Source organism: Luteimonas sp. A611, from assembly GCF_054072715.1.
The window spans coordinates 1,518,107-1,543,341 of sequence record NZ_JBSVRP010000001.1 but is presented as its reverse complement, the minus strand read 5'-3'; the positions used below and the strand labels follow the sequence as shown (position 1 = coordinate 1,543,341).

Here is a 25,235-nt window from a genome sequence, read left to right as displayed (position 1 = left end):
GGGCCGGGCGCCAGATGCCGCGTGTGCAGCTAAACCGTCGCCGGCAACAGCTTCTCCGGCTCGGGGAAGCTCTCGACCACCAGTGCGTTGTCCTTGACGTCGATGCTGACGCGGCCGCCGTTGGCGAGCTTGCCGAACAGCAGTTCGTCGGCCAGCGGGCGCTTGACCTTGTCCTGGATCACGCGCGACATCGGCCGGGCGCCCATCTGCGGGTCGAAGCCGTGCGAGGCCAGCCACTCACGCGCCGCCGGTGTGGCCGACATCGCCACGTTCTTCTCGTGTAGCTGGGTTTCCAGTTCGATCAGGAACTTGTCCACCACGCGCAGGATATGGTCCATGCCCAGCGACTGGAACTGCACGATCGCATCGAGGCGGTTGCGGAATTCCGGGCTGAAACCTTTGCGGATCACTTCCATCGCGTCGGTGCTGTGGTCCTGGTGGGTGAAGCCGATCGAGCGCCGCGCCGCTTGGGCGGCCCCGGCATTGGTGGTCATCACCACGATCACGTTGCGGAAGTTCGCCTCGCGGCCGTTGGTGTCGGTCAGCACGCCCCGGTCCATCACCTGCAGCAGGATGTTGAAGATGTCCGGGTGCGCCTTCTCCACCTCGTCCAGCAGCAGCACGCAGTGCGGCGTCTTGACGATCTTCTCGGTCAGCAGACCGCCCTGGTCGAAGCCGACGTAGCCCGGAGGCGCGCCGATCAGACGACTGACCGAATGTGGCTCCATGTACTCGGACATGTCGAAGCGCACCAGCTCGATCCCGAGCTGCAGCGCGAGCTGGCGGGTGACCTCGGTCTTGCCCACGCCGGTCGGGCCGGCGAACAGGAAGTTGCCGATCGGCTTGTCCGGGTTGGCCAGGCCGCTGCGCGAGAGCTTGATCGCCGAGGTCAGCATTTCGATCGCCGGATCCTGGCCGAAGATCACCATCTTCAGGTTGCGCTCCAGGTGTTCGAGCACGTCCTTGTCCGAGGCGCTGACCTGCTTGGTCGGAATGCGCGCCATCTTGGCCACGATGGCCTCGACCTCCTCGACGTCAATCAGGGTCTTGCGCATGTCCGGCGGCAGCAGCCGCTGGCGTGCGCCGGCCTCGTCGATCACGTCGATCGCCTTGTCCGGCAGCAGCCGGTCGCCGATGTGCTTGACCGACAGGTCGACCGCCGCCTGCAGCGCCTCGTCCAAGTACCGGACGTCGTGGTGCTCTTCGTACCTCGACTTCAGGCCGCGCAGGATCTCGTAGGTTTCGCCCACGGTCGGCTCGACGATGTCGATCTTCTGGAAGCGGCGCGCCAGCGCGCGGTCCTTCTCGAAGATGCCGCGGTATTCCTGGAACGTGGTCGACCCGATGCAGCGCAGCTCGCCGGAGGCCAGCGCCGGCTTGATCAGGTTCGAGGCGTCCATGGTGCCGCCCGACGCCGAGCCGGCGCCGATGATGGTGTGGATCTCGTCGATGAACAGGACCGCGCCCGGGTGCTTCCTGATCGCCGACAGCACCGCCTTGAGCCGCTTCTCGAAATCGCCGCGGTACTTGGTGCCGGCCACCAGCGCGCCCAGGTCGAGCGAATAGATGGTCGCGTCGGCCAGCACCTCCGGCACCTCACCATGCACGATGCGGCGCGCCAGGCCCTCGGCGATCGCGGTCTTGCCCACGCCGGCCTCGCCCACGTACAGCGGGTTGTTCTTGCGCCGGCGGCACAGCACCTGGATGGTGCGTTCGATCTCATCGGCGCGACCCACCAGCGGGTCGATGCGGCCTTCGCGGGCCATGGCGTTGAGGTCGGTGGCGAACTCGGCCAACGCATCGCCCTTGGCCTCGCCTTCGGCGCCTTCGACGCGCGCGGCTGCATCCTCGCCGCCCTGCTCGGGCGCCTCGCCGCCGGTCTTGGCGATGCCATGGGACATGTAGTTGACGACGTCCAGGCGGCTGACGTCCTGCTGGTGCAGGAAGTAGACCGCGTGCGAGTCCTTCTCGCCGAAGATCGCCACCAGCACGTTGGCGCCGGTGACCTCCTTCTTGCCGGAGGACTGGACGTGGTAGACCGCCCGCTGCAGCACGCGCTGGAAGCCCAGCGTGGGCTGGGTGTCGCGGCCGTCGTCGTCGGGTAGTTTGGAGACCGAAGTCAGGATGGCCTGCTCCAGGTCGCCGCGCAGGCGGGTGAAGTCCGCGCCGGTGGCCTTGAGCACGGCCTCGGCGGACGGGTTGTCGAGCAGTGCAAGCAGCAGATGCTCGACCGTCATGTACTCGTCACGCGCCTCGCGGGCGCGCTTGTAGCACTGGCCGATGCTGTACTCGAGATCCTTGCTGAACATGGGAGGTAACCTCCAGGGAACTGCAGCCTGTATGGGGCCGCGTCTCTGGCTTTTCCATGCCCGGCCTTCGGCCCCTTTTAGGCCTTTTCCATGGTGCAGAGCAAGGGGTGCTGGTTGAGCCGGGCATATTCGTTCACTTGCGCGACCTTGGACTCGGCAACCTCCCGGCTGAACACGCCGCAGACACCGCGTCCGCGCGTGTGGACGTGCAGCATGACCTGGGTGGCGCGCTCCAGGTCCAGGCTGAAAAAGCGCACCAGGACCTCGACCACGAAGTCCATCGGGGTGTAGTCGTCGTTCAGCAGCAGCACCGAATACAGCGGTGGCCGCGCCAACTCCGGCTTGCTGGTCTCGACGACGGTGCCGTGTTCGTGTTCGGGATGCTTGCGGGTCATCGGGCAATTATACGGACGCGGCGTGGCCTGCCGGTCGATACGCGGCGGCATGGACGCCGTGCCGGCCGGCGCGAGACAATCCACGTCCAATCCACAGGGGGCTGTCATGAAACACCGTATTCCGCTGATGCTGACCATCGGGGTGCTGGCCGCCCTGCTTTCCCTGCCCGCATGGGCCGATATGTCCGTGGCCAAGCGCCTGGACGCGCGCGGCGTGACCTATACGGTGGACGAGGACGGCGACTACAAGGTGGTCTACAACTATGCCAACGAGGGCCGCACCCAGCTCGCCTTCGTGTCGGGCACAACCGAGGACATCGCCGGCTTCCGCATCCGCGAGGTATTCGCCCCGGCCGCCCGGGTAGGCCAGGACGGCATCAACGGCGCCCGCGCCCTGGCCCTGCTCGAAGACAGCCGCACGCAGAAGCTGGGGGCCTGGGAAATCGTCGGCGACGCGCTGTACTTCGTCATCAAGCTGCCCGACAGCGTCGACGCGGCCGCGCTGGAGGCGGCGATGGACATCGCCGCGCAGGTGGCCGACGACAAGGAAATCGAGTTCAGCGGCGACCGCGACGAACTCTGACGCATGAGCTACCGCGAAGGCCGCTTCTGGCAACCTGACGTGACCGTGGCCACGGTCGTGGTCGACGGTGGCCGGCTGCTGTGCGTGGAGGAGCGGGTGCAGGGTCGGCTGGTGCTCAACCAGCCGGCCGGCCATCTGGAACCGGACGAGAGCCTGATGGACGCGGCGTTGCGCGAGACCCGCGAGGAAACCGGCTGGGACGTGCGGCTGACGGCCTTCATCGGAGCCTATCAGTGGAAGGCCCCGGAAAGCGGGCGCCATTACCTGCGCTTCGCCTTCGCGGCGGAGCCGGTCGGGCATGACCCGGGCCGCACGCTGGACGAGGGCATCGAGCGCGCGCTGTGGCTGGCGCCGTCGGAGCTGCGGGGTGAATCGGCGCGCCATCGCAGCCCGCTGGTCTGGCAGGTGGTGGCCGACCACCTGGCTGGCAGCCGGCATCCGCTGTCGCTGCTGCAGAACATGGGATGAGCGGTCCGCAGGTCATCGTCGGCATGTCCGGCGGGGTCGATTCCTCGGTCGCCGCGCTGCTGCTGCGCGACGCCGGTACTCCGATCGCCGGGCTGTTCATGCAGAACTGGGCAGAGGATGGCAGCGGGGAATGCCGCGCCGAGGACGACCGCCGCGATGCGGTCGCGGTCTGCGGCAGGCTGGGCATCCCGATCCACTTCCGCGATTTCTCGGCCGAGTACTGGAGCGGCGTGTTCGAGCATTTCATCGCCGAATACGCGGCCGGCCGCACGCCCAACCCCGACGTGCTGTGCAACCGCGAGATCAAGTTCCGGCATTTCCTGGATGCGGCCCGCATGTTGGGCGCAGAGAAGATCGCGACCGGGCACTACGCCGCGGTGGCGCACGATCGTGGCCAGTGGCGGCTGCTGCGCGCCGCCGACCGCGGCAAGGACCAGACCTACTTCCTGCACCAGCTCGGGCAGGAGCAACTGGCGGCCACGGTGTTCCCGCTGGGCGGACTGCCCAAGAGCGACGTGCGCACGATTGCCCGCGACGCGGGCCTGCCCACCGCGGACAAGAAGGATTCCACCGGCATCTGCTTCATCGGCGAGCGCGATTTCCGCAGCTTCCTGTCGCAGTACCTTCCCGCCCGGCAAGGCGAGATGCAGACGCCTGACGGACGCGTGGTCGGTTTCCACCAGGGCGTGTTCTATTTCACCCTCGGCCAGCGTGAAGGCCTGCAGCTGGGGGGCCTGCGCGGTTTCGACGCCGCGCCCTGGTACGTGGTCGGCAAGGATGTCGCGCGCAACGTGCTGGTGGTTGACCAGGGCAGCGACAGCCCATATCTCAGATCGACACGGCTGTGGAGCGAGCCGGCGCACTGGATCGGCGGAACCCCGCCGGCGCGCCGCTTCGAATGCACGGCCCAGACCCGTTACCGGCAACAGGAGGAACCCTGCCAGGTGAGCATCGACGAATCCAGCGGCAGCCTCGAAGTGCAATTCCGCAATCCGCAACGCGCGGTCACGCCCGGCCAGTCCGTGGTGCTCTACGACGGCGACGCCTGCCTGGGCGGCGCCGTCATCGCCGCCACCGACGCCGCGCTCGAGCGCCGCCTGCGCGGGGCCGCGGCATGATCGACGACCGCGTCCTCGCCCTGGCCGGCCTGGTGCAGGCGCTCAAACAGGTGCGCCGCATCGCCGACACCGGCCAGGCCGACGCCAGCGTGCTGGCCACGTCGCTGGAGAGCGTGTTCCGCATCGATGCCGCCTCGCCCGAAGAGGTCTACGGCGGCGCGCGCAACCTGCGTCCGGGCCTGCTGTTGCTGCGCGATTACCTCACCAACGAGGGCGACGACCCGCAGTTGCCGAAGCTCGCCCTTGCGGTGACCCAGCTCGAACGCCGCTTCGTTGCCGACGACGAGGTCGCCGAACGCGTGCATGAAGGCATCCTCGCCATCCGCACCGAGGCCGAGCGCCTGGGCAGCAGCCATCCGGAGGTGCTGTCGGCCCTGGGCGGCCTCTATGCCGAGACCGTCAGCCAGCTGCGGCCCAAGGTCATGGTCCAGGGCAACCCGCACTACCTGGGCCAAGCCGGGGTGGTGGCCGAGATCCGCGCCATCCTGCTCTCGTCGCTGCGCTCGGCGGTGCTGTGGCGCCAGCTTGGCGGCAGCGTGTGGGACGTATTCCTGCGCAAACGCGCGCTGCTGCAGTCGATCGAGGGCTGGCTGGACTGAGGGTGGCTGTTCCTGCGTGACCCGGCTGGCCGGGTGTGCTGGGGCTGCTCGCGGCTGAAGCCGCTCCTACAGGGAGTGCGCGTGGTGCGCGGCTGGTGCAGGCGCTGCGCAATTCTTGTAGGAGCGCCTTCAGGCGCGAACGCGGTATCCGGGGCCCGGGGCGGTGATCGCGGCTGAAGCCGCTCCTACAGGGAAGTGCGCGTGGATGTGCGGCTGGTGCGCAGCTCTTGTAGGAGCGCCTTCAGGCGCGAACGCCAGCCAGGTCAGGCCTGCGACACGGCGCGGGCCGAGAGTAGTCCGCGCCGGCGATACCAGAGTTCCAGCGGCAGCGTCGCCAACGGCGGAATCGCGGCGAGCAGGGCCAGCAGCAGCGCCCAAATCGGCCAGCGCAGCTTCGCGCCCGCCACCATGACCACGGCGACATAGAGCAGGAACGCGGCGCCGTGCAGGCGCCCGAACAGCCAGACGCCCAGCTCGGTGGTACCGGTGCCGTACTTGAGCAGCATGCCGACCAGCAGGCCGGCCCAGGTTCCCGCTTCGACCAGGGCGACAATGGAGAACAGCCTGCCCGCGGGGGCAAGCGCGCGAAAACGCGTCATCGGATCACTTCCGTAGATCAGGCAGGGTCGCCGCAGGGAGTGGGCGACGCTGCAAGGGAATGAGCGCCCGGCGGGTCTTGCCTGCCGAGCCCAGTCGTCGAAGCATGGAAGCGCCCGTCGTTGCGGGCGCCTCCAGCTGCAGCCAGATCAGGCCGCGACGGTCGCCGCCGTGTCGCGGTATTCCTCGATCTGGTCGAAGTTCATGTAGCGGTAGATCTCGGCGCCGTGCTCGTCGAGCACGCCGACGTCCGCCATGTACTCGGCCTTCGATGGAATCCTGCCCAGGCGCGAACAGATCGCCGCCAGCTCAGCTGAGCCGAGGAACACGTTGGCGTCGCGGCCGAGCCGGTTGGGGAAGTTGCGTGTCGAGGTCGAGAACACGGTCGCGCCCTCGCGCACCTGCGCCTGGTTGCCCATGCACAGCGAGCAGCCCGGCATCTCCATGCGCGCACCGGCGCTGCCAAAGGTGCCGTAGTGACCTTCCTTGGTCAGCTCGGAGGCATCCATCTTGGTCGGCGGTGCGACCCAGAGGCGGGTCGGGATGTCGCGCTTGCCTTCCAGCAGCTTGGCCGCAGCGCGGAAGTGCCCGATGTTGGTCATGCACGAACCGATGAACACCTCATCGATCTTCGTGCCGGCGACATCGGACAGCGACTTGACGTCGTCCGGATCGTTGGGGCACGCCAGCAGCGGCTCGTGCACCTCGGCCAGGTCGATGTCGATCACGGCGGCGTACTCGGCGTCGGCATCGGGCTGGAGCAGCTGCGGGTTGGCCAGCCACTCTTCCATCTTCGCGATGCGGCGCGCGAGCGAGCGCGCGTCGGCGTAGCCCTCGGCGATCATCCACTTCAGCAGGGTGATGTTGCTGGTGAGGTATTCGATGATCGGCGCCTTGTCGAGCCGCACCGTGCAGCCGGCCGCGGAACGCTCGGCCGAGGCATCGGAGAGTTCGAACGCCTGCTCCACCTTCAGCTCCGGCAGGCCCTCGATCTCGAGGATGCGGCCGGAGAAGATGTTCTTCTTGCCGGCCTTGGCCACGGTCAGCAGGCCTGCCTTGATCGCGTAGTACGGAATCGCGTTGACCAGGTCGCGCAGGGTCACGCCGGGCTGCATCTTGCCCTTGAAACGGACCAGCACCGACTCGGGCATGTCCAGCGGCATCACGCCGGTGGCCGCCGCGAATGCGACCAGGCCCGAGCCCGCCGGGAACGAAATGCCCACCGGGAAGCGCGTGTGCGAGTCGCCGCCGGTGCCGACGGTGTCGGGCAGCAGCATCCGGTTGAGCCAGCTGTGGATCACTCCATCGCCCGGGCGCAGGGAGATGCCGCCGCGGGTGGAGATGAACTCCGGAAGCGTGTGATGGGTCTTGACGTCGACCGGCTTCGGGTAGGCCGCAGTGTGGCAGAACGACTGCATCACCAGGTCGGCGGAAAAGCCCAGGCAGGCCAGGTCCTTCAGCTCGTCGCGGGTCATCGGGCCGGTGGTGTCCTGCGAACCCACCGAAGTCATCTTCGGTTCGCAGTAGGTGCCGGGACGCACGCCCTGCCCCTCCGGCAGGCCGCAGGCGCGCCCGACCATCTTCTGCGCCAGCGAATAGCCCTTGCCCGAATCGGCCGGCAGCTGCGGCAGGCGGAACAGCGTGGTCGCCGGCAGCCCCAGCGATTCGCGCGCCCGCGCGGTCAGCCCGCGGCCGATGATCAGCGGGATGCGGCCACCGGCGCGCACCTCGTCGAACAGCACCTCGGACTTGACCTCGAACTCCGCGATCACCTCACCGTTCTTCAGCGCCTTGCCCTCGTAGGGGCGCAGCTCCACCACGTCGCCGTGGTGCATTTGCGAGACGTCGAGTTCGATCGGCAGCGCACCGGCATCTTCCATCGTGTTGTAGAAGATCGGCGCGATCTTGCTGCCCAGGCACACGCCGCCGGCGCGCTTGTTGGGAATGAACGGAATGTCGTCGCCGGTCCACCACAGCACCGAATTGGTGGCCGACTTGCGGCTTGAGCCGGTGCCGACCACGTCGCCCACGTAGGCGACCAGGTGGCCCTTGTCCTTGAGCGAGAGGATTTCCTGGATCGGGCCGCGCTTGCCGTCTTCCTCGGGCACGAACGGCGCGTCGGGACGCCTGTTCTTGAGCATTGCCAGCGCGTGCATCGGAATGTCCGGGCGCGTGGTCGCGTCGGGTGCGGGCGACAGGTCGTCGGTATTGGTCTCTCCGGGGACCTTGAACACGGTGATGGTCAGCGACTGCGGCACTTCATTGCGACTGGTGAACCACTCCGCATCGGCCCAGCTCTGCAACACGGCCCGGGCATTGGCGTTGCCGGTCTTCGCCTTCTCTTCCACGTCGTGGAAGGCGTCGAATACCAGCAGCGTCTTCTTCAGGCTCTCGGCGGCGATGGTCCCGAGCACCGCGTCATCGAGCAGCTCAACCAGCGGCGCGACATTGTAGCCGCCGAGCATGGTGCCCAGCAGTTCGGCAGCACGCTCGCGCGGGATCAGCGCGCTGCTCTCGCTGCCGAACGCCAGTGCGGCCAGGTACGAAGCCTTGACCTTGGCCGCGTCGTCCACGCCGGCCGGCACGCGATGGCTGAGCAGGTCGACCAGGAACGCTTCCTCGCCCGCCGGCGGGTTCTTCAGCAGTTCGATCACCGCGGCGGTTTGCTGCGCGCTCAGCGGCAGCGGCGGAATGCCGAGCGCGGCGCGTTCGGCGGCGTGGTGGCGGTAGGCTTCCAACATGGTTCGATGCTCCAGAAAACAGATCAAAAAGTGTCAGGCCTTGGGGACGATCAGCTTCAGGCCCTTGAAATAGTCGCGATGGAATGTGGCGTCGAAGGTGACCAGGCCGTCGCACTGCAGCAGCGCGTGCGCGCCGACGATGAAATCGGCGATGGGCCTGGGCTCCGCACCACGCTGGCGCTGGCGCCGCTCCATCTCACCGGCGCGCAGGGCCGACTTGGCCTCGACCGCACCGAAATGCACGCCCATCTCCTCCACGGCGGCCAGCGCGTCGGCGCCGTTGCGCAGGCAGGCGCACAGCTGCGCCAGCGCCACGTCGCACAGCACCACGCGGCCGCCGGCCAGGCACTGGCGCAGGCTGGCCTCGACCGCGTCCGCGTGCGGGCCGTCGGTCAGCAGTTCGATCAGGACGGGCGCGTCGACCGCGATCATCCGTCCTTCCTGCCGCCGGGATCGAGCGCGAACTTGCCGCGCACGCGCGAGATCGCGTCATCCACGCTCTTGCGCAGGATGATGCGGCTGCCATCGAGCTCGACCTTGAGCACGCTGCCCTTGGTCAGCCCCAGCGCATCGCGCACCGCCTTGGGCAGGGTGATCTGGCCGCGTTCGGCAACGGTGGCTTCCATCCAGCTCTCCCATGCACGGAACGGTATGGATGGATTATACATACTTCCTTCTCCATACCCAACTGAGCATACTGTCCGGGCGCGGTCCGGACGCGGTCCGCAGCTGTCGCAAGCCGGCGACAATGACCGGCGTAGACTCGCGCGCAGACGCCGCAGCCATCCGCCAAAGGAGTCCCACCATGGCCGACACTTTTTCCACCCACGCCACCCTCGAGGTCGGCGGCCAATCCCTGACCTACGCCAGCCTGCCCAAGCTCGGTGAGCGTTTCGATATCGCGCGCCTGCCCTACTCGATGAAGATCCTGCTGGAGAACCTGCTCCGGCACGAGGACGGCGTGACCGTGCTGCCCAAGCACATCGAAGCAGTCGCCAAGTGGGATCCCAAGGCCGAGCCGGACATCGAGATCGCCTTCATGCCCGCGCGCGTCGTGCTGCAGGATTTCACCGGCGTGCCCTGCGTGGTCGATCTGGCGGCGATGCGCGACGCGGTGGTCCGGCTGGGCGGCAGGCCCGAGCAGATCAACCCGCTGATTCCCTCCGAGCTGGTGATCGACCATTCCGTGCAGGTGGACGTGTTCGGCCGGCCCGATGCGCTGGACCTCAACGGCCAGATCGAGTTCTCGCGCAACAAGGAACGCTACGGCTTCCTGCGCTGGGGGCAGAAGGCCTTCGACAACTTCAAGGTCGTTCCGCCCAACACCGGCATCGTCCACCAGGTGAACCTGGAGCACCTCGCCCGCGTGGTGATGACTGCCGAGCGTGACGGCAAGACGTGGGCCTATCCGGACACGGTGTTCGGCACCGACAGCCACACCACGATGATCAACGGCATCGGCGTGCTGGGCTGGGGCGTGGGCGGCATCGAGGCCGAGGCGGCGATGCTCGGCCAGCCTTCGTCGATGCTGATCCCGCAGGTCATCGGCCTCCGCCTCATCGGCAAGCTGCCCGAAGGCGCCACCGCGACCGACCTGGTACTGACGGTGACCCAGATGCTGCGCAAGCACGGCGTCGTCGGCAAGTTCGTGGAGTTTTTTGGCGACGGCCTGCAGCACCTGCCGCTGGCCGACCGCGCCACGATCGGCAACATGGCGCCGGAATACGGCGCCACCTGCGGCATTTTCCCGATCGACGCCGAGGCCCTGCGCTACCTGCGCCTGTCCGGGCGCAGCGAGGAGCATATCGCGCTGGTCGAGGCCTATGCCAAGGCGCAGGGCATGTGGCACGAAGCCGGCCATGCCGCGGCCGAATACTCCTCGGTGCTCGAGCTCGACATGGCCGATGTGCGGCCTTCGCTGGCCGGCCCGAAGCGTCCGCAGGACCGCGTGTTGCTGGAGGACGTGAAGCAGAACTTCCGCGACAACGTCGGTCCGCTGGTGGCCACCCGCGACGCCGCCCGAGACCCGCAGATCAGCCGATTCGAAAAGGACGGCGGCGACCAGCCGCAGGCCGAACGTCTTGCCGCCAAGCCGATCTCCACCATCAGCCTCGAGGACGCAGACCACGAGCTGACCGACGGCTCGGTCGTGATCGCCGCGATCACCTCGTGCACCAACACCTCCAATCCGGCGGTCATGCTGGGTGCGGGCCTGCTGGCGCGCAACGCAGTGGCCAAGGGACTCAAGTCCGCACCGTGGGTGAAGACCTCGCTCGGCCCGGGCTCACTGGTGGTCACCGACTACCTGCGCAAGGCGGGCGTGCTCGACGACCTCGAGAAGCTGGGCTTCCACGTGGTCGGCTACGGCTGCACCACCTGCATCGGCAACTCCGGCCCGCTGCCGCAGGAGGTGTCGCGCGGCATTGCCGAGAACGACCTGGCCGTGGCCGCGGTGCTCTCGGGCAACCGCAACTTCGAGGGGCGCATCCACGCCGAGGTGAAGATGAACTACCTCGCCTCGCCGCCGCTCGTGGTGGCCTACGCCATCGCCGGGACCGTGGAGATCGATATGACCCGCGAGCCGTTGGGACAGGACCGCGACGGCAATGACGTCTACCTGCGCGACATCTGGCCCAGCAACAGGGAGATCGGCGATTTCATCGCAAGGACGGTCGGCCCGGAGATGTTCCGCCAGAACTACGCGGACGTGTTCAAGGGCGACAAGCGTTGGAACTCGATCGATTCGCCCGATGGCGACCTGTACGAGTGGGACGGCGATTCGACCTACATCAAGAACCCGCCCTACTTCGACGGCATGACCATGGACGTGGGCACGATCGAAGACATCCGCGGCGCACGCGTGATGGGGATGTTCGGCGATTCGATCACCACCGACCATATCTCGCCTGCCGGTTCGATCAAGCAGGACTCGCCGGCGGGTCTGTTCCTGCAGTCGCGCGGCGTGCAGCCGGCCGACTTCAACAGCTATGGGTCGCGTCGCGGCAACGACGACGTGATGGTGCGCGGCACGTTCGCCAACATCCGCATCAAGAACCTGTTCTTCGGCGGAGAGGAAGGCGGCAACACGCTGTACTTCGGCGCGCCGGGCAGCAGCACCGATGCACCCGAGAAGATGTCGATCTACGATGCGGCCATGCGCTACCGGTCGGCCGGCGTGCCGACGGTGGTCTTCGCCGGCAAGGAGTACGGCACCGGTTCGTCGCGCGACTGGGCGGCCAAGGGCACCATCCTGCTGGGCATCAAGGCGGTGGTCACCGAAAGCTTCGAGCGCATCCATCGCGCCAACCTGGTCGGCATGGGTGTGCTGCCGCTGCGGTTTCGCGAGGGCGAGAACGCGCAGACCCACGGGCTGGACGGCACCGAGGTCATCGACATCGTCGGCCTCGACGATGGGCGCTCCAGGAGCGCAACCCTGGTGGCAACGCATGCCAACGGAACGGAGAAGCGCATCGAGGTGGACGTGCTGCTGCTGACGCCGAAGGAAGTGGAGTACTTCCGCCACGGCGGCCTGCTGCACTACGTGCTGCGGCAGCTCGCGGCCCAGGAATAGGCCTCGCCGGCGGACAGGGCGGAAGCCCCGCCCTCGCGCACTGCGCGAGGGCGTTCGGACGCGGCCAACTACATCACCGGCGTCCAGCGCGCGCTGGCGAGCTTCCATTCGCCATCTTCCATCCGCCAACCGGATTCGACGTCGTAGATCCGCGCGCTGTCCGGCAGCGCACGGCCGCTGCCGCCGCGCAGGATCGCCTTGCAGCGGACCGTGGCATGAGCGGCCGCCATCTCGACTTCCATCGGGCCGACGGTGACGCCGAGATCGCGGTGGCGCAGCACATAACCCATGGCCAGCCTGCGCGCGCCGTCGCGATCGAGACCATCGTTGCCGATGAAGTCGGCAGCCAGATGCTGTTGCATTGCAGCAGGATCGCGCGCTTCGATGGCAGCGGACAATGCGTCCACGCTTCCGCGCAGCGCCGCTTCCGGATCGCTGCGGCTACACGATACGGATAGCGCGAGCATCAGCGCGATCCACATCGACGTGCACATCGTCCGTGCGGCGCGGCGCGAGCGCGGCCCACAACGATGGGGTTCAAGGATGTTTTCCATGCGCGCCACTGTACGACCATCGGCGTCTGTGCAGCGCTTGCGTCCGTCGCCGCGGCGCCTTGCCAGCCCCTGGACCCTATGCTCCAATCCATACTCAACGGTATCGCCCAGAATGCCGGCCAGAACGTCCCGTGGAGGGGAACACATGACGATCGAACGCCCGTGGCTTGCACAGTATCCAGCCGGCGTGCCCGCTGAAATCGACGTCGACGAGTTCCAGTCGATTCCCGCGGTGCTGGAACAGTCGATCCGCCAGTTCGGCGACCGCCCGGCGTTCACCAACATGGGCAAGGCGCTGACCTACGCCCAGATCGATGAACTCAGCCGCCAGTTCGCGGGCTACCTGCTGGGCGAACTGAAGCTCAAGAAGGGCGATCGCGTCGCGATCATGATGCCCAACTGCCTGCAGTACCCGATCGCGACTTTCGGCGTGCTGCGCGCCGGCCTGACCGTGGTCAACGTCAACCCGATGTACACCCCGCGCGAACTCAAGCACCAGCTGGTGGATTCGGGCGCGACCGTGGTCCTTGTGCTCGACAATTTTGCCAAGACCGTGCAGGAGGTGCTGCCGCACACCGAGGTGCAGCAGGTCATCACCACCGGCCTGGGCGACCTGCTCGGCTTCCCGAAGGGCCCCATCGTCAACTTCGTGCTGCGCAACGTGAAGAAGATGGTGCCGGACTTCGACATTCCGCAGGCGGTGCGCTTCCGCGATGTGCTCAAGCTCGGCAGCCAGCACGAGCTGCCCGCGATCACCATTACCCACGACGACATCGCCTTCCTGCAGTACACCGGCGGCACCACCGGCGTGGCCAAGGGCGCGATGCTCACGCACCGCAACCTCGTGGCCAACATGCAGCAGGCCTCGGCCTGGATCGGTACCAACGTCAAGCTCGGCGAGGAAGTCATCGTCACCGCGCTGCCGCTGTACCACATCTTCGCGCTCACGGCGAACGGCCTGGTGTTCATGAAGTACGGCGCCAGGAACATCCTGATCACCAATCCGCGCGACATGCCGGGCTTCGTCAAGGAGCTCAAGGGCGAGAAGTTCACCGCCATCACCGGCGTCAACACGCTGTTCAACGGCCTGCTCAATACGCCCGGCTTCGACCAGATCAATTTCTCCTCGCTGCACCTCACCCTGGGTGGCGGCATGGCCGTGCAGCGCTCGGTGGCCGAGCGCTGGAAGAAGGCCACCGGCGTGACCCTGATCGAGGCCTACGGCCTGACCGAGACCTCGCCCGCCGCCTGCATCAACCCGATGAACCTGGCCGAGTACAACGGCGCGATCGGCCTGCCGGTGCCGTCCACTGACTGCTGCCTCAAGGACGAGGACGGCAACATGCTGGCGGTCGGCGAGGTGGGCGAGCTGTGCGTTCGCGGCCCGCAGGTGATGAAGGGCTACTGGAACCGCCCCGAGGACACCGCCGCCGCGATCGATGCCGACGGCTGGCTGCACACCGGCGACATGGCGAGGATGGACGAACAGGGCTTCTTCTACATCGTCGACCGCAAGAAGGACATGATCCTGGTCTCGGGCTTCAACGTGTACCCTAACGAGATCGAGGACGTGATCGCGATGATGCCGGGCGTGCTCGAGGTCGCCGCGGTGGGCGTGCCCGACGAGAGGTCCGGCGAGGCAGTCAAGGTGGTGATCGTGAAAAAGGATCCGTCACTGACCGCCGACCAGATCAAGGCGCACGCCCGCGAGAACCTCACCGGCTACAAGCAGCCCCGCTTCGTCGAGTTCCGCACCGAGTTGCCCAAGACCAACGTCGGCAAGATCCTGCGCCGCGCCCTGCGCGACGACCCCAGCTGACCCGATCGACCTCGCCCAGGGGCAGAACCTGCCCCTGGGCGGCAGATTCTGCCGGGCTGCTACCCGGGATGGTCTTGCAAGCCCGTCTGCGCGTATGCGCCGGGCCGCGCGGGCGGCCAGCGTCAGGGCGCGGCGGGAGGCGCGCCCTGCGTATCGGGGGCGGGCGCCGTGACGACGAAGCGCCGGCAGATTTCCTCGAGCCGGTCGCGATTCTTGAGCAGCGCCGACACGCAGGCCGGGTCGAACAGCCTGCCCGACTGCTCGCCGATGTACTGCAGCGCCTCGTCGTTGCTCCAGGCACGCTTGTACGGCCGCTTGGAGATCAGCGCGTCGAACACGTCGGCCACGGCCACGATGCGCGCCTCGAGCGGGATCCCGTCGCCGGCCAGGCCATCGGGATAGCCACTGCCGTCGAAGCGCTCCTGGTGGCGCAGCGCAATGATGGCGCTGAGCTGGATGAAGCGGTTCTGGCTGCCCGACAGCAGGTCGTGGCCGATGCGCGGATGCTCGCGCATCAGCGCAGCCTCCGCCTCGTCCAGCGGACCGGGCTTGAGCAGCACCGAGTCGGGGATGGCGATCTTGCCGATGTCGTGCAGCGGCGCGGCCAGCTCGATCATCCGCACCTCTTCCTCGAACAGCCCGAGCTGCTCGGCGATCATGCCGGCGACCGCCGCCAGCCGCGCCAGGTTGGCACTCGACCCGGCGTCCCGGTACTCGATCGCGCGCGCAAGCCTGTTCAAGGTCTCGCGCTCGCGCTCCTCGACCTCGTGCATGCTCGACAGCAGCCGCTGCTCGAGCGACAGCGCACGCTGCTTGACCGACTCGGACTGCTGGCGCAACTGCAGCAGGTTGCGGCATCGCGCGCGCAGCTCGCGCGGACGCACCGGCTTGACCAGGAAGTCGATGACGCCGGCATCCAGCGCCGCCTGCCGGATCGGCTCGTCGCCGACCACGGTCACCAGCACGATCGGCACGTCGCGGTGCAGCAGCGGCTTGCGGAACCGACGCGCGAACTCCAGGCCGTCGATCACCGGCATGCGGTAGTCGAGCAGCAGCAGGTCCGGGCGGTTCTCCTCGCACCAGCGCAGCGCCGCCTGCGGGTCGCCGAAGTCGAGCACCTCGAGTTCCGGACTGATGTCCTCGAGGATGTGCCGCAACATGGTGCGGGCGGAGGTCTGGTCATCGACGATGACGATGTTCATGGGGACGTCTGGCTCCGTGCGCATGCGCTCGCGCCCTGCTGGACCGGACCGATGCCCGATGGATGGATTGATAGCAAGTCCCGTGCCCACGCCGGATCCTTCCGTGTCTCTGATCAGCATCGAGTATGGACGCAAATGCCCCGCCCCGCAGGCCGCTCGCAGCCCCTCGACACGGTGGCCTACCCGCCCGCTTCGGGCCGCATATACGGAAACAGCAGCACGTCGCGGATCGAGGCCGAGTCGGTGAGCAGCATCACCAGCCGGTCGATGCCTACGCCCAGGCCACCGGTGGGCGGCAGGCCCACCTCCAGCGCGCGGATGTAGTCGGCGTCGTAGTGCATCGCCTCATCGTCGCCGCCGGCCTTGGCCTCGACCTGGGCGCGGAAGCGCGCGGCCTGGTCCTCCGGATCGTTCAGCTCCGAGAAACCGTTGGCGATCTCCTTGCCGCCGATGAACAGCTCGAAGCGGTCGGTGATGCCCGGTTCGGCGTCGGATTCGCGCGCCAGCGGCGAGACCTCGACCGGGTAATGGGTGATGAAGGTGGGCTGGACCAATCCGTCCTCTACCGTCTTCTCGAAGATTTCCAGCAGCAGCTTGCCCCAGCCGTAGCCGGGCTTGACCGGGACCTTCAGCGCGGTGCAGTGGCGCACCAGCGCCTCGCGGTCGCGGCAGTCGGCGACGCTGATGTGGGGGTTGAGCTCGCGCACGGCCTCTTCCAGCTTCCAGCGCCGGAACGGGGCGCCGAGGTCGATGGTGTTGCCTTCCCACTGCATGGACGTGGTGCCGAACGTCTCTTGGGCGACGTCGCGGATCAGCCCTTCGGTGAGGTCCATGACCTCCTCGTAGGCGACGTAGGCCTCGTAGAGTTCAAGCATGGTGAACTCGGGGTTGTGACGAGTGCTGACACCCTCGTTGCGGAAGTTGCGGTTGATCTCGTACACGCGCTCGAAGCCGCCGACCACCAGGCGCTTGAGGTAGAGCTCTGGCGCCACGCGCAGGTACAGCTCCAGGTCCAGCGCGTTGTGGTGGGTCACGAACGGACGCGCCGTCGCGCCGCCGGCGATGTAATGCATCATCGGCGTCTCGACCTCGAGGAAGCGGCGCGCGTCCAGCCAGCGCCGGATCGCCGCGATGATCCGAGAGCGCTTGACGAAAACCTCGCGCGCCTCGGGCGTCACCACCAGGTCGACATAGCGCTGGCGGTAGCGCTGTTCGACATCGGTCAGGCCGTGCCACTTGTCCGGCAGCGGCCGCAGCGACTTGGTCAGCAGGCGCAGCGTATCGGCCTTGACCGACAGTTCGCCGGTTTTCGTGCGCATCAGCGCGCCTTCGACGGCGACGATGTCGCCCACGTCCCAGGTCTTGAACGCGTCGTAGCGCTCACCCAGCGTGCCGGACTGCAGGAACAGCTGGATGCGGCCGCTGTCGTCCTGGATCTGCGCGAACGCGGCCTTGCCCATGACGCGCTTGGCGAGCATGCGCCCGGCCAGCGCGACGCGACGGCCGGTCGCCTCGAGCGCTTCGCCGGTCCAGCGCTCCGCGTCGGCGTATTCGTGCTGGAGGTCCTGCGCGTAGTCGTGGCGGCGGAAGTCGTTCGGAAACGCGACGCCCTGCCCGCGCAGCGTCGCCAGTTTCGCGCGGCGCTCGGCGATCAGGACGTTCTCGTCGGCGGGCTGCTGCGTGTCTGGCTTCTGGTCGGTCACTATGTCTTGCCTCGGGTAAAAGAGCTTTTATTGCCGCGAATTGACGCGGATCACGCGAATCGGTACCGAGGTGCGGATCCAGTGGTCGGCCTCGGCACTGCTGGACGCGCACTCGGGCGTTCCTCGATCCTCATCCGCGTTCATCCGCGTAATCCGTGGCCACACTCACATTGCATCCGTACGCTTCGACCCAACCTCGAGCCCGGACTTGAGGCTGGCCTCGATGAACTCGTCGAGGTCGCCGTCCAGCACGTTCTGCGTGTCGGAGCGCTCGATGCCGGTGCGCAGGTCCTTGATCCGGCTCTGGTCCAGAACGTAGTTGCGGATCTGGCTGCCCCAGCCGATGTCGGACTTGGTGGCCTCCACCGCGTCGCGCTCGACGTTGCGCTTCTGGACCTCGAACTCGTAGAGCTTGGCCGCGAGCATCTTCATCGCATTGTCGCGGTTCTGGTGCTGGCTGCGCCCGGTCTGGCAGGCGACCACGATCCCGGTGGGGATGTGGGTGATGCGCACCGCCGATTCGGTCTTGTTGACGTGCTGTCCGCCTGCGCCGGACGAGCGGTAGACGTCGGTCCTGAGGTCGGCGGGATTGATCTGGATGTCGATGTTGTCATCGACTTCGGGCGAGACGAACACCGAGGTGAAGCTGGTATGGCGCCGGTTGTCCGAGTCGAACGGCGACTTGCGCACCAGCCGGTGCACGCCGGTTTCGGTCTTCAGCCAGCCATAGGCGAAATCGCCCTCCACCCGCAGCGTGGCCGACTTGATCCCCGCCACGTCGCCGCCGCTGGCCTCCATCAGTTCGGTCTTCCAGCCGCGCGACTCGCACCAGCGCAGGTACATGCGCAGCAGCATCTCGGCCCAGTCCTGGGCCTCGGTGCCGCCCGCGCCCGCCTGGATGTCGACGAAGGCGTTGGTGTTGTCCATCTTGCCGGAGAACATGCGTTGGAACTCCAGCTGCTCCACGCCCTTCTGGAAGCCGTCAACGTCGGCAACCACGGCCAGCGCGGTGTCTTCGTCGTCCTCCATCTCGGCCAGTTCCAGCAGCTCGCCCGCGCCGACCAGGCCTTCGGTCAGGTTGCGGATGCCGTTGACGGTCTTGTCGAGCATGGAACGTTCCCGGCCCAGCGCCTGCGCGCGTTCGGGATCGTTCCAGATATCGGGATTCTCGAGCTCGCGCTCTACTTCTTCGAGCCGCTCGCGTCGGACATCGTAGTCAAAGAAACCCCCTCAGCGCATGCAGCCGACCGGTCAGGTCGGCGATGCGCTGGCGCACGGGATTGAGTTCGATCATGGGGGATACCGCAGGCTGGACAGCCCGCGATTCTAGCAATCCACCCGCCGCGGTGCAGTCCCGGGCCGACGGTGCGGTCGCACGGGCCGGCTGCGACCGCATCGTGGCGGTCGCGACCCGCCTGGCTCAGGCGTCGGCGAAGCGCCCGCGCAGTTCACCGCGATGGCTGCGGCTGGCCGGCAGCGTGCGGCCGTCCCGCAGGTGCACGCGCGCGTCGCCGGTGTCCAGCGGCTCGATCGAACTCACATGGTCGAGGTTGACGATGTAGCTGCGGTGGATGCGGACGAAACGTTCCGGATCGAGCCTCGCGCCGATTCCGCCGATCGTGCTGCGCAGCGGGTAGTCGTGCCCGCGCACGCGCAGGTTGACGTAGTTGCCCGACGCCTGCAGCCACTCGATGTCGATGGCCGCGACCAGGAAGTCGCGCCCCAGCTTGCGCACCAGGAATCGCTCCGGGCGGTCCACCGAGCCCACCGGAGGGCCTTCGTCGGGCGGACCAAGCATGCTGGCTTCGCCCTGCATGCGGCGCAGCAGTAACGCATAGCACTCCACCAGGAACACGATGCCCACGTAGTCGCGCACGTCCTTGAGGTATTCGTACAGCAGCTCGCGCGGCCACGGACCGAAATCATAGGCGGCTCCCTGCCACCGGTAGGCGAGGATCCGCAGGCCGACCATCCCCAGCACGTGCACCAGAGACACCACCACGCTTGCCGCCAGGTGCACCGGCAGGCGCCGCGGCAAGTTCCGCCAGTGGGTCGGGTAGCGGCCGGCCACGTGCGCAATCAGTGGGATCAGCAGACACCACATCAGCGCGCTGCTGGCCTCCCACACCGCCGGCTCCCAGCGATGGAACGGGTTGTCCGCATCGCGATCCAGCTCCATCCACGTGGTGACGCTGTTGCCGACGGCGTTCGACACCAGGATCGCGGCCACGAAGCCGACCTCCACCCAGCGTCGCCATGGCGCGTAGCGTTCGTAGGCGGTCGGCGACGTCGTCATGCCCGGATTCTACGTGTCCCGGCGCGCCGACCCGCACCACCAGGGACGCGATTCGTCCCTGCAGCGCCTCTATCGGTCACTTCGCCCTTGCCGCGTGGCGTGCCCGCGTCGAGGCTCGGATCCGACTTTCACTCCGGGCCATGCCATGACACGCCGCCACGACCTTGACTGGGTCCGCGTCCTTGCCTTCGCCCTGCTCGTGCTCTATCACGTGGGCATGTACTACGTGAGCTGGGAATGGCACGTGGACAGCCCGCACGCGGGTCCGGCGCTCGAGCCCTTCATGATGATGAGTTCGCCGTGGCGGCTGTCCCTGCTGTTTCTGGTCTCCGGCGCCGCCACCGCCTTCCTGCTGGGCAAGGTGCAACGCCAGGCGGCAGCATCCGGCACCCCGCCGCGCTTCCTCGGCCCGCGTTCCTGGCGGCTGCTGCTGCCGCTGGCCTTCGGCATGCTGGTGATCGTGCCGCCGCAGTCGTACTACGAGGTGGTCGAAAAGCTGCCGGGCGGCTATCACGACGGCTATCTCGCGTTCTGGGCACGCTACCTCGCCGCAGACGACAGCTTCTGCCGCGGCGACGATTGCCTGGACCTGCCGACCTGGAATCATCTGTGGTTCGTGGCCTACCTGTGGGTGTACACGGTGGTCGCCGCGCTGCTGGCGCGCTTCGCGCCGCGGGTGCTCGATTGCATTGCGACACGCCTCGGCGCACTGCTCGCGTCCGGGCCCGCCCTGTTGCTGTGGCCGGCGCTGTTCCTGGCCCTGGTCCGCGTGCTGCTGATCGGCCGCTTCGAGTCGACCCATGCGCTGGTGGACGACTGGTACAACCATGCGCAGTACTTCGGCGTGTTCCTGCTCGGCTTCCTGGTCGCGCGCAACGACCGGGTGTGGGCCGCCTTCGTGCGGATGCGCTGGCCGGCGCTCGCGCTCTGGCTGGGCAGTTGGCTGGCGATCGCGACGTACTTCGAACTGTTTCGCGACCTGCAGCCATCCGACGCGCTGCGACTGTCGATGCGCATGGTCTGGGGACTGAACCAGTGGGTCGCGATCGTGGCAATCCTGGGCTTCGCGGGCCGGCTCGCGCCCGGCGACAGCCCGACGCTGCGCTATCTCTCGCAGGCGATCTTCCCGGTCTACATCCTGCACCAGACGGTCATCGTGACGCTGGCGCACAACGCCAAGCCGCTGGCATTGGCGCCGCTGGTCGAAGGGCCGCTGCTGGTCGTGCTGACGTTCGCGCTGAGTTTCGCGGGCTATGAGTTCATCCGGCGGATCCCGCCGCTGCGGCCGCTGTTCGGCCTGAAGCACCGGCCCCCGCCGCGCCCGACACTGCCGACTGCGCCACTGGTCCATGGCGCGAGGCAGGACCTCTGAATCCCCAGACCGCGCGTCGAACGGCGCGGGAATGCCCGGGCACGCGGAAGGCTGGGCCATCACCTCCTACCCGGGCTCCGTTCTTCACATGGCGTTGACGCAGCCGGCGCGACGCTCGAGCCGTTGGGGCGCGAGCAGCGGTCCGACCAACGCGCCCGGCAGCTTGCACGCGGCTGACCACCAGGTGGATGCAGAAGCGTTTCCCGACGTGCACACCACCAAGGAGGAACCAGCATGAAGTCCAGCAAGCTTGTCACCGGATTGGCAGCGGCCCTGATCGCGACGGGCATGTCCGCCTGCGCTACCAGCACCTCGCCCGACACCTTCAACCGCTCCGAGGCGGGTCGCGCGCAGTCGGTCGAATGGGGCACCGTGGAGGCCGTGCGCGAGGTGATGATCCAGAGCGATTCGCGCGGAGTCGCCACCGCGACCGGCGCGGTGCTGGGCGGCATCGCCGGCAGCACCCTCGGCGGCGGCAGGCGCGCCAATACCGCAGGCGCCGTGGCCGGCGCGGCCGCGGGTGGGGCGGCCGGCAGCGGCCTGTCGCGCGGTGCGCGCGCCGGCGTCGAGCTGACCGTAGCGCTGGATTCCGGCCGTTCGGTCGCGATCGCCCAGGACGGCAACATCAACGATTTCCGCACCGGTGACCGCGTCCGCGTAGCCAGCGACGGCGTCACCACGCGCGTGACACGCTGACGACGTCGCCTGCGGCGCACGGGCATCCGGCTACCGTCATGAACCAGCCTCCGGACGCCCAGGCGTCCGGTCAGGCCGGCTCGCGGTGCTCAACGATGAGCTGGATCGCCTGGCCGCCGCGGTAGTCGTCGGGCGTGAGGCGATAGGCGAGGCGGTTGCGCGTGGCCGGGGCCTCGCCCGACCAGCCGCCGAAGTGGATCGCGGCCAGGGGCGCGCGCACGCCTTCGGCGCGCAGCCGCAGCTTGAGGTGGCGCTCGCCGACTGTCTTCCAGTCGATCACCTCGAACACGCCATCGAACAGTGGCTCGGCGAAGCCCTGTCCCCACGGCCCGCCGTCGCGGATCGCCTCGGCGTGGAAGCGGTCGAACTCGCCCGGCAGCAGTTCGCCGTCGCTGAACAGCTCGGCCTGCAGCAGGGCCGGATCGAGCATGCCGCGCACGGCGTGATGGAAGGCCTGTTCGAAGGCGGCCAAGGCGTCGCGCCGCAGGCTCATCCCGGCCGCCATGGCATGCCCGCCGAAGCGTTCGACCAAGCCGGGATGCGCGCTGTCGACCGCGGCCAGCACGTCGCGGATATGCAGCCCGGGGATTGAACGCGCCGAGCCGCGCAGTTGTTCGCTGCCCGGCTCGGCCGGCGCGAAGGCGATGACCGGGCGGTGCAGGCGCTCCTTCATCTTCGACGCAACCAGGCCCACCACCCCGGCGTGCCAGTCCGGATCGAACAGGCACAGCGCCACTGGCGCTTCGCCCGCGATCGCCGGCACCCTTGCCAGCGCGGCCTCGGCGTCGTCGACCATGATCTGCTGCACGCCGCGTCGCTCGGCGTTGATCTGGTGCAGCCGCTCGGCCAACTCGCGCGCCTGACGCGGGTCGTCGCTGAGCAGGCATTCAATGCCCAGCGACATGTCCTCGAGCCGGCCGGCCGCGTTGAGACGCGGCGCGACCGCGAAGCCGATATCCGCGGCCGTCAATGCCTCCGCCCTGCGCCCGGACACCTCGATCAGCGCCTGCAGCCCGACGCAGCCGCGCCCGGCACGCAGTCGCCGCAGGCCGGCCGCGACCATCGCGCGGTTGCTTGCATCGAGCGGCACCAGGTCGGCCACGGTGCCGACCGCGACCAGGTCGAGCAGCACGGTCAGATCGGGTATGTCACGGCCTGCGAACGCGCCGTCGTCTCGCAGCCGGCCGCGCAGCGCCAGCAGCACATAGAAGATCACGCCCACGCCGGCCAGCGCCTTGCAGGCGAAGGCGTCGCCACGCAGGTTGGGATTGACGATGGCATCGGCCGCAGGGAGCGTATCGCCGGGCAGGTGGTGGTCGGTGACCAGCACCTGCCAGCCACGCGCCTTGGCCGCGGCCACGCCCGCATGGCAGGCCACGCCGTGGTCGACGGTCATCAGCAGCCCCGGCTGCAGCGCGGCCAGCTCATCGACCAGCGCAACCGACAGGCCATAGCCGTGCAGCATGCGGTTGGGCACGGCGTGGACCACGTCGCGGGCGCCGAGCATGCGCAGGCCGCGCACGCCGACCGCGCAGGCGGTGGCGCCATCGGCATCGAAATCACCGACCACGAGGATGCGCGTGTCGCGCGCGATCGCGTCTGCGAGCAGGCGTACCGCCTCCACCAGCCCACCCAGGCCATCGGGCGGCGGCAGTTGCGCCAGCCGGGGCTGGGCGAGCGCGGGGTCGTGGATTCCGCGCGCGGCATAGATCCGCTGCAGCAGCGGCGGCATGCCTGCGGGCCAGCCGTGGCCGGGCTGGAACTCGCGCCGACGGATTCGCGGTGACATCAAGCCAGCAGGCCCGGGCGCGGGCGGCGCCAGAAACGCCAGCGCTGGGCGCGCTCGAGGGTGAAGGCGGTGCCATCGGCGGTGTCGAGTACCACCGAATCCAGCCGGCCAGCGCGCAACGCCTCCAGCGCAGGCTGCAGCCAGTCGCGTTCGATCCGCGGCAGGTCGCGCATGGCGGTCAGGTCGAACAGGGCATCGCCCTCGCCGGCCTCGAAGCGGGCCGGCAGCGGCGCCGCGACCCCGGCAGCGGCGGCGATGGCGATCGCGACTTCATCGCCGCCGTGGAACCGCGCGTATGCGGACTGGACATGATCGGGCAGCGCGCCGCCGCCCCAGAACCACAGCGAATTCACCGGCCGTTTGCCGGCCGCCATGCGGTGGTCATTCCACGGATGGTTGTGCAGCACGACCTGCGCCTCCGTGAGCAGACTGCGCCAGCGCCGGCCTTCGCTGCCCTGGGCCAGGTGTTCGAACACGTCATCGCCCAGCGCGTCGTCAGGGGCGGTGAACGCGGGAAGCTTCGATGACGCCGGCAGGCGCAGGTACCAGCGCGACGGCGACGGCGACGGCGCGTCGATCGGCATGCCGGCATCGCCAAACAGCGGTTTGAGCGCCGGCAGCAGCTGCGCGACATCCTCGGCGCCGAGTCCGAGCGTGTCGCCATGATCGAGCAGCCGCGCGCCGTTGATGTCGGGCTGGATGCGGCATGGATCGGCGCGCAGCCACATCGCACCGGCGGCATCGCCGGCGTCGAGCTGGCGGGTGAGCGCGGCCACCGGCCAGTGATCGGGCAGCAGCTGCACATGGCGGCGCAGCTGCACGCGCCTGCCTTCACCCTGCCCCGCCGCCACGTCCGCGCGTCCCAGCACCGCCGCGATCGCGGCAGACGGCGCATCCAGCCGGCGCGCCGCAGGCAGCAGCAGGGTCGCCTTCGCCACCGGCCTCAACCGCTGTAGCTGACGTCGACGATCTCGTACTCGCGCGAGCCGGCGGGCGCTTCGATGGTGACGCTGTCGCCGGCGTGCTTGCCGATCAGCGCCCGCGCCACCGGCGAGGAAATCGCGATCAGGCCCAGCTTGATGTCGGCTTCCAGGTCACCGACGATCTGGTAGCGCCTCTCCTCGTCGGTCTCGACGTCGGCGATCGTCACCTTCGCGCCGAACACGACCCTGTCGCCGGCATCGAGCCGGGCCACGTCGATGACGTCGGCGTGCGAGAGTTCGCTTTCGAGCTGCTGGATGCGGCCTTCGATGAAGCCCTGCTGCTCGCGCGCCGCGTGGTACTCGGCGTTCTCCTTGAGGTCGCCGTGCGAACGCGCATCCGCGATCGCGGCGATCACTTCCGGGCGCTTGACCGAACGGAGTTGCTCGAGTTCGGCGCGCAACCGCTGCGCGCCTGCCAGGGTCATGGGTGGTCTCATGTG

At 68.2% G+C, this 25,235-nt stretch carries 22 protein-coding genes; 8 read left to right on the top strand and 14 right to left on the bottom strand.

Going from position 1 to position 25,235, the window contains the following annotated elements; genetic code table 11:
- Window positions 1–29: 29 nt before the first annotated feature.
- A complete protein-coding gene (clpA, locus tag ACW5EG_RS06805) occupies window positions 30–2,309 on the bottom strand; it encodes an ATP-dependent Clp protease ATP-binding subunit ClpA (protein WP_457018011.1) in 2,280 nt (759 codons plus the stop codon).
- 77 nt (window positions 2,310–2,386) lie between these two features.
- On the bottom strand, window positions 2,387–2,704 hold the full coding sequence (clpS, locus tag ACW5EG_RS06800; RefSeq protein WP_457018010.1) for an ATP-dependent Clp protease adapter ClpS: 318 nt from the start codon (window positions 2,702–2,704) through the stop codon (window positions 2,387–2,389).
- Between the two features lie 106 nt (window positions 2,705–2,810).
- On the opposite strand from clpS, the gene ACW5EG_RS06795 reads away from it, so the two are divergent.
- The 4 genes from ACW5EG_RS06795 to hflD are packed head-to-tail and all read left to right on the top strand — an operon-like array spanning window position 2,811 to window position 5,472.
- Window positions 2,811–3,287: a hypothetical protein gene (locus ACW5EG_RS06795; protein ID WP_457021115.1), complete on the top strand. Its 477-nt coding sequence runs from the start codon at window positions 2,811–2,813 to the stop codon at window positions 3,285–3,287.
- A gap of 3 nt (window positions 3,288–3,290) precedes the next feature.
- On the top strand, window positions 3,291–3,755 hold the full coding sequence (locus ACW5EG_RS06790) for an NUDIX hydrolase (protein ID WP_457018008.1): 465 nt from the start codon (window positions 3,291–3,293) through the stop codon (window positions 3,753–3,755).
- Entirely contained in the window at window positions 3,752–4,873 is a 1,122-nt protein-coding gene (mnmA, locus tag ACW5EG_RS06785; RefSeq protein WP_457021114.1) for a tRNA 2-thiouridine(34) synthase MnmA, read from the top strand. Before ACW5EG_RS06790 ends, mnmA begins: the two co-directional genes overlap by 4 nt.
- Window positions 4,870–5,472: a high frequency lysogenization protein HflD gene (gene hflD / locus ACW5EG_RS06780; protein WP_457018006.1), complete on the top strand. Its 603-nt coding sequence runs from the start codon at window positions 4,870–4,872 to the stop codon at window positions 5,470–5,472. The genes mnmA and hflD overlap by 4 nt, the downstream gene beginning before the upstream one ends.
- Before the next feature lie 263 nt (window positions 5,473–5,735).
- On the opposite strand, the gene ACW5EG_RS06775 is transcribed toward hflD, so the two are convergent.
- The 4 genes from ACW5EG_RS06775 to ACW5EG_RS06760 all read right to left on the bottom strand — a co-directional run bounded on the left by ACW5EG_RS06775 (window position 5,736) and on the right by ACW5EG_RS06760 (window position 9,436).
- Window positions 5,736–6,071, bottom strand: coding sequence for a DUF3817 domain-containing protein (locus tag ACW5EG_RS06775; RefSeq protein WP_457018005.1), 336 nt, complete (start codon window positions 6,069–6,071; stop codon window positions 5,736–5,738).
- A gap of 147 nt (window positions 6,072–6,218) precedes the next feature.
- Window positions 6,219–8,810, bottom strand: coding sequence for a bifunctional aconitate hydratase 2/2-methylisocitrate dehydratase (acnB, locus tag ACW5EG_RS06770; RefSeq protein ID WP_457021112.1), 2,592 nt, complete (start codon window positions 8,808–8,810; stop codon window positions 6,219–6,221).
- Between the two features lie 33 nt (window positions 8,811–8,843).
- Window positions 8,844–9,242, bottom strand: a complete 399-nt coding sequence (locus ACW5EG_RS06765; RefSeq protein WP_457018003.1) for a type II toxin-antitoxin system VapC family toxin — start codon at window positions 9,240–9,242, stop codon at window positions 8,844–8,846.
- Complete coding sequence (locus tag ACW5EG_RS06760) at window positions 9,239–9,436, bottom strand: AbrB/MazE/SpoVT family DNA-binding domain-containing protein (RefSeq protein ID WP_280940938.1); 198 nt, start codon at window positions 9,434–9,436, stop codon at window positions 9,239–9,241. Before ACW5EG_RS06760 ends, ACW5EG_RS06765 begins: the two co-directional genes overlap by 4 nt.
- Window positions 9,437–9,615: 179 nt before the next feature.
- Between ACW5EG_RS06760 and acnA the strand changes: the two genes are divergently transcribed.
- Window positions 9,616–12,381, top strand: coding sequence for an aconitate hydratase AcnA (acnA, locus tag ACW5EG_RS06755; RefSeq protein WP_457021111.1), 2,766 nt, complete (start codon window positions 9,616–9,618; stop codon window positions 12,379–12,381).
- Window positions 12,382–12,449: 68 nt separating this feature from the next.
- On the opposite strand, the gene ACW5EG_RS06750 is transcribed toward acnA, so the two are convergent.
- Window positions 12,450–13,082, bottom strand: a complete 633-nt coding sequence (locus ACW5EG_RS06750) for a hypothetical protein (RefSeq protein ID WP_457018001.1) — start codon at window positions 13,080–13,082, stop codon at window positions 12,450–12,452.
- Between ACW5EG_RS06750 and ACW5EG_RS06745 the strand changes: the two genes are divergently transcribed.
- The gene (locus tag ACW5EG_RS06745; RefSeq protein WP_457021110.1) at window positions 13,081–14,754 is read left to right on the top strand and encodes a long-chain fatty acid--CoA ligase; all 1,674 of its coding nucleotides are present in this window, start codon (window positions 13,081–13,083) and stop codon (window positions 14,752–14,754) included. The two genes, ACW5EG_RS06750 and ACW5EG_RS06745, sit on opposite strands and share 2 nt — an antisense overlap.
- A 122-nt stretch (window positions 14,755–14,876) precedes the next feature.
- Here the strand turns inward: ACW5EG_RS06745 and ACW5EG_RS06740 are convergent, their stop codons facing one another.
- From ACW5EG_RS06740 to ACW5EG_RS06725, 4 genes are all read right to left on the bottom strand, one after another.
- Window positions 14,877–15,980 carry an HD domain-containing phosphohydrolase gene (locus tag ACW5EG_RS06740; protein ID WP_457017999.1) on the bottom strand — a complete coding sequence of 368 codons (1,104 nt, stop codon included), beginning with the start codon at window positions 15,978–15,980 and terminating at the stop codon, window positions 14,877–14,879.
- A gap of 155 nt (window positions 15,981–16,135) precedes the next feature.
- Window positions 16,136–17,659, bottom strand: a complete 1,524-nt coding sequence (gene lysS / locus ACW5EG_RS06735; protein WP_457021109.1) for a lysine--tRNA ligase — start codon at window positions 17,657–17,659, stop codon at window positions 16,136–16,138.
- A gap of 165 nt (window positions 17,660–17,824) precedes the next feature.
- Window positions 17,825–18,953 (bottom strand): peptide chain release factor 2 gene (prfB, locus tag ACW5EG_RS06730; RefSeq protein WP_457021108.1). Its coding sequence is split into 2 segments (ribosomal slippage): window positions 17,825–18,877 and window positions 18,879–18,953, totalling 1,128 coding nucleotides; the frame shifts between segments, so codons are not numbered across the junction.
- Between the two features lie 126 nt (window positions 18,954–19,079).
- Window positions 19,080–19,955, bottom strand: coding sequence for a LytTR family DNA-binding domain-containing protein (locus ACW5EG_RS06725; protein ID WP_457017996.1), 876 nt, complete (start codon window positions 19,953–19,955; stop codon window positions 19,080–19,082).
- A 145-nt stretch (window positions 19,956–20,100) separates the two neighbouring features.
- Between ACW5EG_RS06725 and ACW5EG_RS06720 the strand changes: the two genes are divergently transcribed.
- Window positions 20,101–21,327, top strand: coding sequence for an acyltransferase family protein (locus tag ACW5EG_RS06720; protein WP_457021107.1), 1,227 nt, complete (start codon window positions 20,101–20,103; stop codon window positions 21,325–21,327).
- Between the two features lie 234 nt (window positions 21,328–21,561).
- Entirely contained in the window at window positions 21,562–22,023 is a 462-nt protein-coding gene (locus tag ACW5EG_RS06715; protein WP_457021105.1) for a hypothetical protein, read from the top strand.
- A 70-nt stretch (window positions 22,024–22,093) separates the two neighbouring features.
- Here the strand turns inward: ACW5EG_RS06715 and recJ are convergent, their stop codons facing one another.
- Genes recJ through greA form a run of 3 tightly spaced genes read right to left on the bottom strand, consistent with a single transcriptional unit; the run spans window position 22,094 to window position 25,232 of the window.
- Window positions 22,094–23,812 carry a single-stranded-DNA-specific exonuclease RecJ gene (gene recJ / locus ACW5EG_RS06710; protein ID WP_457021104.1) on the bottom strand — a complete coding sequence of 573 codons (1,719 nt, stop codon included), beginning with the start codon at window positions 23,810–23,812 and terminating at the stop codon, window positions 22,094–22,096.
- On the bottom strand, window positions 23,812–24,750 hold the full coding sequence (locus ACW5EG_RS06705) for a phosphoglycerate mutase (protein ID WP_457021103.1): 939 nt from the start codon (window positions 24,748–24,750) through the stop codon (window positions 23,812–23,814). Before ACW5EG_RS06705 ends, recJ begins: the two co-directional genes overlap by 1 nt.
- 5 nt (window positions 24,751–24,755) lie before the next feature.
- Window positions 24,756–25,232, bottom strand: a complete 477-nt coding sequence (gene greA / locus ACW5EG_RS06700; protein WP_457017991.1) for a transcription elongation factor GreA — start codon at window positions 25,230–25,232, stop codon at window positions 24,756–24,758.
- Window positions 25,233–25,235 lie beyond the last annotated feature (3 nt).

Bases quoted from the DNA above. Each gene is read 5' to 3' on its own strand.
- acnA (WP_457021111.1), top strand. From the start codon at position 9,616: ATGGCCGACACTTTTTCCACCCACGCCACCCTCGAGGTCGGCGGCCAA.
- ACW5EG_RS06725 (WP_457017996.1), bottom strand. From the start codon at position 19,955: ATGACGACGTCGCCGACCGCCTACGAACGCTACGCGCCATGGCGACGC.
- ACW5EG_RS06775 (WP_457018005.1), bottom strand. From the start codon at position 6,071: ATGACGCGTTTTCGCGCGCTTGCCCCCGCGGGCAGGCTGTTCTCCATT.
- ACW5EG_RS06720 (WP_457021107.1), top strand. From the start codon at position 20,101: ATGACACGCCGCCACGACCTTGACTGGGTCCGCGTCCTTGCCTTCGCC.
- clpS (WP_457018010.1), bottom strand. From the start codon at position 2,704: ATGACCCGCAAGCATCCCGAACACGAACACGGCACCGTCGTCGAGACC.
- ACW5EG_RS06790 (WP_457018008.1), top strand. From the start codon at position 3,291: ATGAGCTACCGCGAAGGCCGCTTCTGGCAACCTGACGTGACCGTGGCC.
- ACW5EG_RS06760 (WP_280940938.1), bottom strand. From the start codon at position 9,436: ATGGAAGCCACCGTTGCCGAACGCGGCCAGATCACCCTGCCCAAGGCG.
- ACW5EG_RS06715 (WP_457021105.1), top strand. From the start codon at position 21,562: ATGAAGTCCAGCAAGCTTGTCACCGGATTGGCAGCGGCCCTGATCGCG.
- ACW5EG_RS06740 (WP_457017999.1), bottom strand. From the start codon at position 15,980: ATGCGCACGGAGCCAGACGTCCCCATGAACATCGTCATCGTCGATGAC.
- greA (WP_457017991.1), bottom strand. From the start codon at position 25,232: ATGAGACCACCCATGACCCTGGCAGGCGCGCAGCGGTTGCGCGCCGAA.
- clpA (WP_457018011.1), bottom strand. From the start codon at position 2,309: ATGTTCAGCAAGGATCTCGAGTACAGCATCGGCCAGTGCTACAAGCGC.
- ACW5EG_RS06765 (WP_457018003.1), bottom strand. From the start codon at position 9,242: ATGATCGCGGTCGACGCGCCCGTCCTGATCGAACTGCTGACCGACGGC.
- mnmA (WP_457021114.1), top strand. From the start codon at position 3,752: ATGAGCGGTCCGCAGGTCATCGTCGGCATGTCCGGCGGGGTCGATTCC.
- ACW5EG_RS06795 (WP_457021115.1), top strand. From the start codon at position 2,811: ATGAAACACCGTATTCCGCTGATGCTGACCATCGGGGTGCTGGCCGCC.
- ACW5EG_RS06745 (WP_457021110.1), top strand. From the start codon at position 13,081: ATGACGATCGAACGCCCGTGGCTTGCACAGTATCCAGCCGGCGTGCCC.
- recJ (WP_457021104.1), bottom strand. From the start codon at position 23,812: ATGTCACCGCGAATCCGTCGGCGCGAGTTCCAGCCCGGCCACGGCTGG.
- acnB (WP_457021112.1), bottom strand. From the start codon at position 8,810: ATGTTGGAAGCCTACCGCCACCACGCCGCCGAACGCGCCGCGCTCGGC.
- ACW5EG_RS06750 (WP_457018001.1), bottom strand. From the start codon at position 13,082: ATGTGTTCCCCTCCACGGGACGTTCTGGCCGGCATTCTGGGCGATACC.
- hflD (WP_457018006.1), top strand. From the start codon at position 4,870: ATGATCGACGACCGCGTCCTCGCCCTGGCCGGCCTGGTGCAGGCGCTC.